Genomic DNA, 12,269 nt, shown 5'->3' with positions numbered 1-12,269 from the left:
AAATGAAAAGCTATGAACGTTTTATATCCAGAGAAGAAATTGAAAAAATTCATGAATACTCATTAAAAATTTTATCAGAAATCGGTATGCGGTTTGAGCATGAGAAAGCCCTGGAGGTTTTCAGGAGACATGGGGCCCGTGTGGAAGGGCAAACCGTTTTTATTGATGAAAAAATGGTGAATGAAGCTCTCCGCCACGCGCAGCGCTCCTTTACGGTAAAATCCTGTAAAGGGGATCTGGAAATCGGCAGCGGCAAACAATATAATGGCGCCATCGGCGGCAATGTGTATTGTCATTATCCGGATGGGGCCATTCGGAAAATGAGCAATGAGGATACACTTAACCAGTTTAAGCTCGAGGATACCAGCGATATCCTTGATTTTGGAACCATCAATTATTTCCAAGATTACTCCAAGGGCTTTACCTTAGACCAAAAGATATTCAGCAACATTGCCCTGATCTTAAAGTACGGGCATAAGCCGCTGTTTCTGACAACCGCTAACACCTTTGCGCTGTCCGATAAAAAAGCCATCAAAGAAGCCTTTGAAAAAAGCGTACAGCTTTTAAATGATTTTGAAGGAAACGACGCGGTACATAATGTTTATATTTTAAATACTTTATCGCCGCTCACCATGGATCACGATCCGTTAGAACGGGTATTTGTCCTCTGTGAGGCAAATCAGGGCATCATGTTCGCTCCCTGCGCCATGCCGCTCATGACAGCGCCGCCTTCCATTGCTTCGATGGTGGCAATGACAAACGCCGAGGTGCTGGGTGGTTATGTACTGGCGAAATTATTAAATCCGAATGTGCCGGTTGTTTACGGAAACACCTCGGGCGCGACAGATATGCGGACCGTCCAGCTTGCAATCGGAGCGCCCGAATGCGCATTGGTCGTTTACGCGACCGCCGGTTTGGCAGACTACTATGGACTGCCCTTCAGAACCGGCGGCTCGCTCAGCGATGCGAAAGATGCAGATATTCAGGCAGGGGCTGAATCCATGATGATGATTACTGCGACACAGGACGTCAACGCCGATATTGTTTTACATGCCTGCGGCTGCATGGGGTCATTTAATGTAACCGACTTTCGTAAGTTCCTGATCGATGAAGAAATTCAGAGAATGAATCAGCGGTTATTTGCGGGAATTGATTGCAGTGATGAAAAATTCTGCATGGATACTCTTAAAAAGGTTGGCCCGAGGGGCGCCTTCCTGACAGGCCGTACCCCCAAGATGTACCGTGAAGAGGTTTATCTCGCCCGATATTTTAATAAGGATGACCCGAACCAATGGCAGAATAAGGGAAGTATCAGCGTGGCGGATGTCGCTCAGCAGGACGTTGAAAAGCGCCTGGCATCTTACACAGTGCCGGAAATTACAAAAGAGCAGAACGATCTGCTTCAGCCTTATCTGCCCGATGCGTATAAGGAAATAATTTAAGGCGGGATGTAAGGGAACAGCGATGAAATCCTATGAAAAATACATCTCAAAACAAGGGATTGAAAAAATCCATGAGCAGACATTGCGCATTCTCAGCGAGGTTGGGGTAAAGTTTGAAAACCAGGAAGCGCTGGAGGTATTTAAAGCTCACGGCGTCCGGGTGGAAAATGACACGGTATTTATAGATGAAAAAACATTGATGGAGGCCCTGCAGAATATCCCGTCTCAGTTCATTCTTTCTTCCTTTAAGGGCGATTTGGTAATAGGGGGAGATAATACTGTTTTCAGGCCGCTTGGGAGCAACATTTATATTCAGACAGGCAAAGAAATAAGAAAAATGGATAATGCGGATATATTTGACCAGTTTAAGCTGGCGGATACCAGCCCGGTGATCACAGGGTCGCATATTAACCTTTTGACAAAAACCCCAAATTTTACACCCGAACAAAAAACTTTTGCCAATATGGCGCTTCAAATGAAATATGCCAATAAGCCGACGGTGACGCTTTATCCCAACACATTGGCTTCCGGAAAAGAGAGCCACTTAAGGGCATTGTTTAAAGAAACCATACAGATTGTCAACCGTTTTGAGGGCAATGACAAATACCATATTCTGCCAATGCTGAACTCCCTGTCCCCGCTTACCTTCGATAATGCGCCCATCGAGAAATTGTTTGCGACCTGTGAAGCGAACCAGCCCCTGTGGATTGTGCCCTGCGCTATGCCGCTGATGACAGCGCCGCCGTCTGTTGCCTCGATGATGGCCATGACAAACGCCGAGCAGCTGGCCGGGATTATGCTGGCCCAGCTTTTGAGACCAGGTATACCGGTAATCTATGGTAATACCTCAGCATCAACGAATATGCACACCATTCAGCTGAGCATTGGGTCGCCCGAGACGGCGCTGGTCTGCTATGTAACGGCAGGGCTTGCGGATTATTATCACTTACCCTTCAGGACAGGCGGCGGGCTCAGTGACGCAAAAGATTTTGATGCCCAGTCAGGCATTGAGAGCATGATGATGCTTTACGCAAGTCTGGACTGTGGGTCTAATTTTATCGAGCATGCCTGCGGGACACTGGGAACCTTCAATGTCATAAATTTTGAAAAGTTTCTGATGGATGAAGAGATCATACAAATGACCACACATCTGCTGAGGGGAGTAAACTGTTCAGAAGACCGCTTCTGTTTTGAGGAAATCAAGGCGACAGGTGCGAGGGGAACGTTCTTAAAGGGAAGGACGCCCAAAATGTACCGGGAAGAATTCTACCAGTCGCAATACATGAACAAGGAAGACCCAAACCAATGGCAAAACAGCGGCTCAAAATCTTTAAAGGAATCGATGGAGCCAGCTGTAAAAAAGCGGTTGGAGAGCTATCGGCCTCCGGAAATTTCAAAGGACCGTTTATCCGTCATTGAACCGTATATTCCGGAATGCTACAGGCTGGGGATATAAGTTTAAAAAGCAGAGGCAGCTTGTCTCTGCTTTTTTAAAAGGAGAGGAATCGCTATGTATAAAAACAGAAAGATACTGAAAATGGTCAACTGGTATGTGCTGCTGATTTCCGGAGCCGCCCTTATTTTCTTTGTGGCCTTTGCCTGCATTGCGCCAGATGCATTTTCAAGAGCTGCTGACACAGCACTTGCGTTTGTATTGAAATATTTCACATGGTTTATCACGCTTGTTGCGTTTTCGGCCATTATATTTTGCCTGTGGGCTGGTTTTAGCAAATATGGAAAAATCCGGCTGGGAGGCCCGGAGGCAGTGCCCAGGATAAATAAATTTGTCTGGTTTGCAATCGCCTTGACCTCAGGAATAGCAGTGGGGATTAATTACTACGGTGTCTATGAGCCGATACAGTTTATATATAATCCTCCGCCATTTTTAAACGCTGCGCCTTTATCCAGCGCCGCTGTTTTCGGCGCCTTGAAATATACCTTTCTGCACTGGTGTATCCATCCCTACTCAATTTATACAGCGGCAGGCCTGAGCGTTGTATTCTTAATCTATAACAGCAAAAAAGATTATCGGGTTTGTACGGCGCTGTACCCTCTGGCGGGGGATAAAATCTATGGCGCAGCCGGAAATGCCGTCGATGCACTGGTTATTTTCGCGATCATTGCAGGAATCGCGACTTCACTCGGATTCGCCACACTGCAGATCGCCCGGGGATTCGATATTATTATGGGATTTACAAGCAATTTGTACAGCTGGGTTGTGATCATAGCAGTGATCACCCTGTTTTATACGCTGTCCAGCATCTCGGGGCTGCACCGGGGGATTACATACATCAGCAACCTGAATACCGTGCTATACTTTTTCGTTTTGGTGTTTGCCTTTATTGCAGTAGACCCTGTAGGTGTAACGGAATTGACCATTACGGCTGTGGGGCAGTATTTTAATGATTTTATCAACCTGTCCCTGTTTCTTGACCCCATTGAGAAAACAGGGTGGATCGGAGCTAATAATGTATTCTTTAACACCTGGTGGATGGTCTTTGCGCCGCTGATCGGCCTGTTTTTAGTAAAGCTGGCCTATGGGCGCACCATACGGGAATTTGTGGTCATAAATCTCATCGCGCCAGTAGTGTTTTCCTTTGCCTGGTTTGGTATTTTTGGCGGAGGAAGCATTCTTCTTGAAAAATTTTACGGCGCCAACATCGGTGAGCTCATTGAGCAAACCGGATCAGACATGGCCCTGTACGCTTTCTTTAAACAGCTGCCGTGGAGTACCGTCATGAACGTGGCAGCCCTTGTTATCGTGGTATTGTCTTTTGTCACGTTGGCCGAGTCGATGACCATGTCCATATCCGCCATGTCTATGAAACAGTTTAAAGATGTAACAGGAGAGGCGACACCGCCCAGGAGCATCAGTATATTCTGGGGGAGCATAATGGCGGTAACCGTCGCTGTTTTGCTGAGTGTGGGCGGAACAGAGGCTCTGCAGACGGCTTCCATTGTATGCGGCCTGCCCATTGCGCTTTTAATGGTATTGATGATGGCTTCTTATTACCGCGCTATGAAGCACCTGCGTCAATATGATGACTACAGCCGGGGAGATCTGGATATTTATAAAAAAGATAATCCGTAATACCGGATTTTGTGGAAAAGATAAATCTTTCTTTAAAGCTTTCATGCTAAAATAGAATCATCAAAAAAAGGAGACCCCCGGCCACTTTGGCGCTGGCCGGGGATTTGAGAGGAGTAAAAAATTAATTTATATAAAAGGAGACCGGTGTGGTTTCCCTGCCAGAAAGATATATACCCTTGATTTTTTAAAACTAACATATAAGGAGAAAAAGAATGACAATTTTTGATGATTTGGGAAAAACCCTGAATGACGTGGCCGCCGCAACAGCCGATATGCTTGGCGACCTGGCAGAAGCCGCAAAGGTAAAAACCACCATTGTGTCCGAAAAGCACGAGCTGGAGGCGCTTTTTGCCGAGCTGGGTAAAACGGTTTATGAAGCCCGAAAAGAAAATCTGGCTGAAAACAGTGACGATCCTTGTGATGTGCTGTGCCGCAAAATTTTAGAAAAAGAAGAAAAGATTGCAGAGCTTGAGGCCAGAGAAGAAGAAATGAAAGCCAAAGAAGAAGCCAAAGAAGAAGCCAAAGAAGAAACAAAGGAAGAAAACGGGGAAGCAGCCAAAGATACAGATGAAGAAGCCGTTTCTGACGCGGAAATAATCGAGGAAGAAGAAACCAAGGATAAAGACGATTCAAAAGAAGAATAAGAAAAAGCGCAGGCATCAGACCTGCGCTTTTGTTATTTTTTGGTAATAAACCATGCCGGCAGCCAGAAAAACAAGGCAGATAGCAATGTAGAGAATAAACAGCGGGCTTTGCAGACCGCCAGAAAAGATGACCAGCGAGCCGACCGCTGCCAGAACCGGACACAGAATGCCTCTAAAAGCCCCAATCTGCTGTTTTCTCCCAAGTTTAAAGACCTGGTAGTATAAAGGAAGGTAGAGCAGGTAAGAGACCACAATGGCGATTTCTGACACATCGGAGTTGGTCAGCAGTCCAAAGCGCTGTGTGAAATAATGGACGACAAACCAGCAGGTAACAATCAGGTAGGATGCAATGGTCGAGTTGAGCGGAAAATCCGACTTTGGTGTGAGAACCTTGAGCTTATCCGCGCCTGGGATCATTTTCTGAAGCGCCAGGGAGTAGGGCATCTGCGAAATCCCCATGACCAGACCGTTCAGACCGCCAAGCACAGAGATTAAAACAAAGAAGCCGATAAGCTTAGCGCCAAAGGGGCCAAAAACCATGGCCGCCGCCTGGTCCAGGTGGGCGTCGCCCAGCTGCATAATGGCCGGGGCGCCCAGCAGGTTGGTGACACCTACAAAGTAGAGGATGTACATGAGCAGAATAAACAAGGGGCTGATGACCAACGCAATGGGCAGGTTTCGCCGGCTGTTTTTGATCTCATGAGCCACCGAGGTGGAGATGATCCATCCGTCAAAGGAGAAGGCCACCGAGGGGATCGCCATAATCCAGGAAACGTGAAGCATCCCTGTGGCCGGGGCCGGCATGGCGGCCCCGGCGGTTTCCGTATTCCCGTGGAGCAGGCCCGCTGCCGCAATGATCAGAAGTGGAATCAGCTTGATAACCGTCGCAGCGTTCTGAAAAAGCCCGGCAAGCCTGGCCGAGAGCATATTCATGAGGTACAAACCTGTCAGCAGGCCAAAACCCACGAGACACTGAAGCTCCAGAGAGGCATTGATGTTAAAGAAAATACAAAAGTAAATGCCCGAAACCCAGGACAGCACAACGGTGATGGTGGGCAGATAGACAAAGGTTTGAAACCAGCCGTAGGCCGAGCCCGCCATGGGGTTGATAAAAACCCGGGCATAAGTGAGTACCCCGCCGGGCTCGTCGGTCCGGGAGGCCAGCTCCGCCACCGTCAGGCTTCCAAAAATAATGCTGACGGCCGCAAAGCAGAAGATGATTACACCCAGAATGACATTGCCGCCGGTGGCAATTAAAATATTATCGCTTTTAAAAAAAATACCGGAACCGATGACGATTCCGATAATCATGGCAATGGCTGTAAACAGTCCATAACGTTTTTTGATTGTGTCTGTTGTCATGGTAACAGACCTCCTGTCCTATTTAGTCCCGAAGAGGCGGTCTCCCGCATCGCCAAGGCCTGGAACAATATAGGAATGATCGTTCAGCCCTTCGTCGATACAAGCACAGTAAATAGGTACCTCGGGGTGTTTTGCTTGTACAGCCTTTATACCCTCTGGAGAAGCTAAAATAACAACCAACTTAATATTTTTGCAACCCGCGTCCTTCAAGATGTCAATGGTGTGGACAGAGGAGACGCCAGTGGCCAGCATGGGATCGGTGATGATGGCCTCACGCTCAGCGATATCCGTGGGCAGCTTGCGGTAATACTCCACAGCTTCCAGCGTTTCAGGATCGCGGAATAAGCCGATGTGTCCGATTTTGGCATTAGGGATAACATGGGTAAAGCCCTCGACCATGCCCAGACCAGCGCGCAGAATCGGCACGATAACCACATCCTTGTCTGCCAGCACCTGCTTGGTGGTTTTACAGATCGGGGTTTCAATCTCAATATCTTTAAGAGGAAAGCGCCTGGTGACTTCATAGGCCATGAGCGTGGCCAGTTCCTTGACCAGCTCTCTGAAATCCTTAGACGGTGTATCCTTCATACGCAGTAAGGTTAGCTTATGGGTGACCAGAGGATGGTCAATGGTAGTTACTTCATTCATAAAAAAAGCTCCTTTGTCTTGTTTACTAAACACTATAATACATTAAAAAAAGCTGAAAGGCCATTGTTTTTTACTTTTAATTCTTGACACTCTGCCAGAATAAGGTAAAATGGTAAAGAAAAGGACCGATATTATCAAAGCTTGAATAAAAATAGCCAATCAGGATATAAACATAAGAAACGGAAGGAAGTTTGATTATGAAAGAAATAAGATTATATACCTGGCCCCACTGCCCATTTTGCAATAACGCAAAGCGTTTGTTAGACCAAAAGGGCCTGACTTACAAAGATGTTGACATTTATGGCAATAATGAAATGAAACAGGTACTGGCCGAAAAGACCGGACAGCACACGGTTCCCTTTATTTTTGTCGATGAAAAGTTTATCGGCGGCTATACCGAGCTGGCCGAGCTTGATAATCAGGGAGACTTTGATAAAATGCTCGCATAAGCGGGATAAGATAAATAATTAAAAGGAAGAAGAGGAAGTATGGCATTTTCGTTTAAAGTAGTAGAAGAAGTTGGAGTATTATCCGAAGGAGCAAACGGCTGGCAGAAGGAATTAAACCTGGTCAGCTGGAATGACCGCGAACCCAAATACGATATTCGTGAATGGGACGCTAACCATGAAAAAATGCGCAAGGGCGTAACCCTGACCATCGATGAGCTGGTAGAGCTGCGCAGCATTTTGAATGAATTAGAGCTTTAATTTTATTAGAAAAACGAATAAAAAAGAGAAAAAACGGACTCGAGAGGGTCCGTTTTTTACGTTGCTTTTAAGTAGAAAAAGTTCGCAGACTGTTGGTAGTCTGCGAACTTTTTTTGATTTTTCATTTAAGAAAATGATTTGTTTTTCAACTGCGTGATTTATTATAACATTCCCTCATGAAAAATGCACCCCTTTTTTGAATTTTTTAAATAATTTTCTTTAAAATCACTTTTATGTTTTTATTTTAACGATAAATCCTGATTTGCTTAATTTTTCACTTTTTTACAGACTGGTCAAAATCTGGTCAGTTTTCTTCTATATATAATAAGGTAAAATCTGCATTACACGAATTTTAATTTACAAAAGTTATTTTTACAATCTGGTCAATGATCTGGTCAGGATTTCTCATAACGTACACGCTTGCGATCTTTCCGGTATTGTACTCGCAGACTACCAACAGTCCACGAATAAAAGTGAGGTCAGTTATGAGTGCGGGATACGCCATCACAACGTACAAAATACAGCTGAATTACAAGCATTTAAACTGGTTTAAGCAAACCCAGTCTCTCTTTGACTCTGTCCTGGCATTCTACTATGAGTTGCTCGAAAAGCAGCCCGAAGCACTCAGCCTCACCAACCAGAATTTACTGCGCCATTTAGAGCTGCAGACCATAAAACAGCGAGACGGCACCCCGCCCGAAACGCCCCTGCCCTTTGAGAAAATCCCCCTGTACTTTAGACGCGCCGCCATCAACGCGGCCATCAGCATGTATAGAAGCTATGTGGGAAAGCTCAAGGCGTGGCAGGAAGGCACGATAAAAAGCGGAAAGCCCAGCCCGCCAAAGCGTCTACATATGTCCATGCTCTACTACAAAGGCATGTACAAAGACTTTGACGAGAAAAGTATACTGCTTAAGCTCTACACCGGCAAGACCTGGGCCTGGGTCAAGCACCGTTATACCGGCAGGCCCTTTCCAGAAAACGCCGAGCTCATGAGCCCGACCATTGTCGTCAAAAAGAAAAAAGTCATGCTCCACATCCCCGTCAAGGAGATCGTGGAAGACAGCCGGACCGCCAAGGAACGTGTACAGCAAAACGAAAAGTTTGTCGCCGTGGCCTTAACTGGTTCCGACAGCCTTGCAGTTTGTACCACCATCGAAGCAGACGGTCGCGCCGCCGCCCCATATTTCATCAAGGGCGGGAAAGAACTGGCCCACCGTAGGAAGCTGCTTTTAGGGTATACCAAACGCGGTGCTGCAAAAAATGAATCATCTTATGGTCAAACCGTAGGGAACGACGCCCTCGGGGTCTGCCCCCGAGGCTTGTCGTCTTATGGACAAGCCGAAGCGGGTATTGTTCCGCAAGAGCATCGTCCAAATGCGAAATATTATGAAAAAATAACCCGCGTCACCGACCACTACGCCCATGAGGTAAGCCGTAAAATCGTCGATTACGCCATTAAGCAGGGCGCCAAACTCATCGTCCTGCCCGAGCTCAAAGAAAGCTTCGACCAGGCGAAAAAGCCCTACCTGGGCAAAACCCCTTATGACTTTATCGGAAGGCGCATCGCCCGATACGTCCAGTACAAAGCCTGGCAGAAAGGCCTGGTCGCCATGACCAGCAAGCCCTACTACGCCAGCACCCGATGCTACCACTGCGGTGCCCCCATCGCCAAGCATAACACCGAGTATCAGAATCCCAGCCCAAACTTTTACGGTGGAAAGAACTTCATGTGTAAAGAAGGGCACCGGGGGAGTTCAGCGCTGAACAGCGCGAGGAATTTGGGGAAAGGATTTTATGAGCGGTTTTATGCAGGGGCTGCCTGATAAGGAGAATAAGAAAGTAAATTGTAAATTTAATCTTTAAACCCTGTGGAGAAATCCTCAGGTGTGCTTTTCGCCTATAGGGCCAAAAGTACGGGTTTAGCATCACCTGTTTTTATTTCGCGTCGCATTGTATTTGGTTTCTACATATTAGGTAAGAAACCAAGTACAATGCGATGAAAGTAAAGACTAAAGGATCAGGTGATGATCGTGAGTGCTACGAGTTTTAAATTATAGATAATGATGTAATATAGGGAACGCTGCCCTCAGCGTTCCGAAAAGAGGATGCAATATGGAACAAGAAGAAAAGCTGAAAAAACCAGAAGAAATCACAGAGGAAGAAGAACCAGAATACAGCTTTGAAGTAGGAGTGTAAGATGATCTATCAAAAATATATTAAGCGCATACTGGATTTTTCACTGTCCACCGTTGGACTGGTCATCCTTTCACCTGTGTATGGTGTCCTCATCATCGCTATCAAGGCCGATTCCAAAGGCCCGATCCTTTTTAAACAAAGGCGCGTGGGAATCCACAAACAGCTTTTTAATATTTATAAGTTTCGGACTATGTCCATTGACACCCCAAAGGATACCCCCACCCACATGCTCAAAAACCCCGATCAGTACATCACAAAGGTCGGCAAATTTTTAAGAAAGACCAGCCTGGATGAGCTGCCACAGATTTTTAACATCATCAAAGGCGAGATGAGTATCATCGGTCCACGCCCGGCGCTTTGGAATCAGGAAGATTTGATTGCCGAGCGGGACCAGTACGGTGCCAATGACGTGCGGCCTGGTCTCACCGGTCTTGCACAGATCAGCGGCCGGGATGAGCTGAAAATCCCAATCAAAGCCAAGCTGGATGGACAGTATGTAAAAAACATCAGCTTTCCCTTTGACTGTAAAATGTTCTTTAAAACCATCACCTCCGTCTTAAAAAACGAAGGCGTGCAGGAAGGCGGCACTGGCGCCATGGGCATTGAGGAGGATCATAAATAATGAAAGTTGTTGTTTTATCTAGCCATACATCATCACTTTTTTGGTTTCGAATGGATATGATGCGAGAGTTTGTATCAAATGGATATTCAGTTGTTGCTATTGGACCAGATTGTGAACAGGATTGGGTTGCTAAATTTTCTGAATACGGAATTGAATATTGTTCAGTTCCCGTAGAAAGAAATGGATTAAATCCTTATAAAGATTTTAAAACATATAGAGCAATAAAAAAAACAATAAAAAAAATACGTCCCGATAAAATTTTTTTATACCAAGCGAAGACTATTGTATATGGAACATTAGCAGCAAAACAGAATAATATTAAACAAATATATATATTGATTGCTGGTTTAGGATCTATATTTAAAGGAAATGGTGTAATAAATTCTATTATACGTAAAATATTAATCTGTCAGTATAGAAGCGCTTGCAATGCCAGTAAGAAAGTCTTATTTCAAAATAAAGATGATAGAAATTATTTTTTTGAGAAGAAAATTGTTAAGAGAGAAAAAACGGCAGTCATTAATGGTTCGGGGGTAAATTTAGATCATTTCCATGAAGTAAATTTACCAATTAAAACTGTATTTTTATATATTGGCCGTTTAATAAAAGATAAAGGAATTTTAGAATATTTAGAAGCATGTAAGAGTATTAAACAAAAATATCCTGAAGTACGTTGTATGCTGGTGGGACCCTTTGACACAAATCCTTCAGCTTTACAAAAGAGCGAGCTCAACAATTATACACAAAACGGTATTGTTGAGTATTATGGAGAACAAACAGACGTAAGACCGTATATAAAAAGATGTTCTGTCTTTGTTTTACCATCATATCATGAAGGTACCCCTAAAGCAGTCCTTGAGGCAATGGCAATGGGACGTGCAATAATTACGAGTGATGCACCAGGGTGTCGAGAAACTGTAATAGATAACAAAAATGGTTTTTTGGTTCCTGTTAAAAACATCCTAATTCTAATAGAAAAAATGTCATTTTTTGTGGAAAATCCAGAATTAGCAAAAGCCATGGGGAAAGAAAGCTTAAAATATGTAGAGCAAAAATACGATGTAAAAAAAGTTAATAAAAGTATTATGGAAATAATGGAGATGATTTAATGGATCTATATCAAGCACTTAAAAGCAGACAAGAAAAACTATCCCTCATCGGACTCGGCTACGTGGGCATGCCCATTGCGGTCGCCTTCTCAAAGAAAGTCGACGTCATCGGCTTTGACGTTAACGCTGAAAAAGTCCGGCTTTATCAAAAAGGCATTGACCCCACCAAAGAGGTAGGGGATGAAGCCATTAAAAGCTGTACCGTGGATTTTACAAACGACGAGACAAAACTTCGAGAAGCCAGGTTTCACATTGTGGCCGTTCCAACCCCGGTGAGCGAGGATAAAACACCAGATCTGACCCCCGTGGAAGGCGCCAGCCACACCCTGGGGAGAAACCTGACCAAAGGTTCCATCGTGGTCTATGAAAGCACTGTTTATCCCGGCGTTACCGAAGAAGTCTGCATCCCCATCTTAGAAAAAGCATCCGGCTTAAAATGCGGTAA

At 45.1% G+C, this 12,269-nt stretch carries 11 protein-coding genes and 1 pseudogene; 10 read left to right on the top strand and 2 right to left on the bottom strand.

Going from position 1 to position 12,269, the window contains the following annotated elements:
* Positions 1-2 precede the first annotated feature (2 nt).
* The 4 genes from BUC22_RS15965 to BUC22_RS15950 all read left to right on the top strand — a co-directional run bounded on the left by BUC22_RS15965 (position 3) and on the right by BUC22_RS15950 (position 5,177).
* Positions 3-1,442 carry a trimethylamine methyltransferase family protein gene (locus BUC22_RS15965; RefSeq protein WP_013381013.1) on the top strand — a complete coding sequence of 480 codons (1,440 nt, stop codon included), beginning with the start codon at positions 3-5 and terminating at the stop codon, positions 1,440-1,442.
* Positions 1,443-1,464: 22 nt separating this feature from the next.
* Complete coding sequence (locus BUC22_RS15960) at positions 1,465-2,898, top strand: trimethylamine methyltransferase family protein (protein ID WP_013381012.1); 1,434 nt, start codon at positions 1,465-1,467, stop codon at positions 2,896-2,898.
* A 54-nt stretch (positions 2,899-2,952) separates the two neighbouring features.
* A complete protein-coding gene (locus tag BUC22_RS15955) occupies positions 2,953-4,533 on the top strand; it encodes a BCCT family transporter (protein WP_013381011.1) in 1,581 nt (526 codons plus the stop codon).
* A gap of 212 nt (positions 4,534-4,745) precedes the next feature.
* Positions 4,746-5,177, top strand: a complete 432-nt coding sequence (locus BUC22_RS15950) for a hypothetical protein (protein WP_013381010.1) — start codon at positions 4,746-4,748, stop codon at positions 5,175-5,177.
* A 15-nt stretch (positions 5,178-5,192) separates the two neighbouring features.
* Here the strand turns inward: BUC22_RS15950 and BUC22_RS15945 are convergent, their stop codons facing one another.
* Together BUC22_RS15945 and upp are read right to left on the bottom strand one after the other, a co-directional pair.
* Positions 5,193-6,539: an APC family permease gene (locus BUC22_RS15945; protein ID WP_013381009.1), complete on the bottom strand. Its 1,347-nt coding sequence runs from the start codon at positions 6,537-6,539 to the stop codon at positions 5,193-5,195.
* A gap of 18 nt (positions 6,540-6,557) precedes the next feature.
* Entirely contained in the window at positions 6,558-7,187 is a 630-nt protein-coding gene (gene upp / locus BUC22_RS15940) for a uracil phosphoribosyltransferase (RefSeq protein ID WP_013381008.1), read from the bottom strand.
* 197 nt (positions 7,188-7,384) lie between these two features.
* Between upp and BUC22_RS15935 the strand changes: the two genes are divergently transcribed.
* The 6 genes and pseudogenes from BUC22_RS15935 to BUC22_RS15910 all read left to right on the top strand — a co-directional run.
* The gene (locus tag BUC22_RS15935) at positions 7,385-7,636 is read left to right on the top strand and encodes a glutaredoxin domain-containing protein (RefSeq protein ID WP_013381006.1); all 252 of its coding nucleotides are present in this window, start codon (positions 7,385-7,387) and stop codon (positions 7,634-7,636) included.
* A 39-nt stretch (positions 7,637-7,675) separates the two neighbouring features.
* Positions 7,676-7,894: a YdbC family protein gene (locus BUC22_RS15930; RefSeq protein ID WP_013381005.1), complete on the top strand. Its 219-nt coding sequence runs from the start codon at positions 7,676-7,678 to the stop codon at positions 7,892-7,894.
* A gap of 485 nt (positions 7,895-8,379) precedes the next feature.
* On the top strand, positions 8,380-9,720 hold the full coding sequence (locus tag BUC22_RS15925) for a zinc ribbon domain-containing protein (protein ID WP_073383254.1): 1,341 nt from the start codon (positions 8,380-8,382) through the stop codon (positions 9,718-9,720).
* Between the two features lie 374 nt (positions 9,721-10,094).
* Complete coding sequence (locus tag BUC22_RS15920; protein ID WP_013381002.1) at positions 10,095-10,715, top strand: sugar transferase; 621 nt, start codon at positions 10,095-10,097, stop codon at positions 10,713-10,715.
* On the top strand, positions 10,715-11,824 hold the full coding sequence (locus BUC22_RS15915; RefSeq protein WP_013381001.1) for a glycosyltransferase family 4 protein: 1,110 nt from the start codon (positions 10,715-10,717) through the stop codon (positions 11,822-11,824). Before BUC22_RS15920 ends, BUC22_RS15915 begins: the two co-directional genes overlap by 1 nt.
* Positions 11,824-12,269, top strand: a pseudogene (locus BUC22_RS15910) (nucleotide sugar dehydrogenase); the annotation flags it as partial. The gene BUC22_RS15915 and the pseudogene BUC22_RS15910, both read left to right, overlap by 1 nt.

Origin of the sequence: Eubacterium callanderi (assembly GCF_900142645.1) — a bacterium.
GTDB lineage: Bacteria > Bacillota > Clostridia > Eubacteriales > Eubacteriaceae > Eubacterium > Eubacterium callanderi.
Note: the sequence above shows the minus strand (reverse complement) of the source record. Positions and strands in the feature narration are given on the sequence as shown.

Bases quoted from the DNA above. Each gene is read 5' to 3' on its own strand.
- upp (WP_013381008.1), bottom strand. From the start codon at position 7,187: ATGAATGAAGTAACTACCATTGACCATCCTCTGGTCACCCATAAGCTA.
- BUC22_RS15920 (WP_013381002.1), top strand. From the start codon at position 10,095: ATGATCTATCAAAAATATATTAAGCGCATACTGGATTTTTCACTGTCC.
- BUC22_RS15955 (WP_013381011.1), top strand. From the start codon at position 2,953: ATGTATAAAAACAGAAAGATACTGAAAATGGTCAACTGGTATGTGCTG.
- BUC22_RS15935 (WP_013381006.1), top strand. From the start codon at position 7,385: ATGAAAGAAATAAGATTATATACCTGGCCCCACTGCCCATTTTGCAAT.
- BUC22_RS15960 (WP_013381012.1), top strand. From the start codon at position 1,465: ATGAAATCCTATGAAAAATACATCTCAAAACAAGGGATTGAAAAAATC.
- BUC22_RS15965 (WP_013381013.1), top strand. From the start codon at position 3: ATGAAAAGCTATGAACGTTTTATATCCAGAGAAGAAATTGAAAAAATT.
- BUC22_RS15950 (WP_013381010.1), top strand. From the start codon at position 4,746: ATGACAATTTTTGATGATTTGGGAAAAACCCTGAATGACGTGGCCGCC.
- BUC22_RS15930 (WP_013381005.1), top strand. From the start codon at position 7,676: ATGGCATTTTCGTTTAAAGTAGTAGAAGAAGTTGGAGTATTATCCGAA.
- BUC22_RS15915 (WP_013381001.1), top strand. From the start codon at position 10,715: ATGAAAGTTGTTGTTTTATCTAGCCATACATCATCACTTTTTTGGTTT.
- BUC22_RS15945 (WP_013381009.1), bottom strand. From the start codon at position 6,539: ATGACAACAGACACAATCAAAAAACGTTATGGACTGTTTACAGCCATT.
- BUC22_RS15925 (WP_073383254.1), top strand. From the start codon at position 8,380: ATGAGTGCGGGATACGCCATCACAACGTACAAAATACAGCTGAATTAC.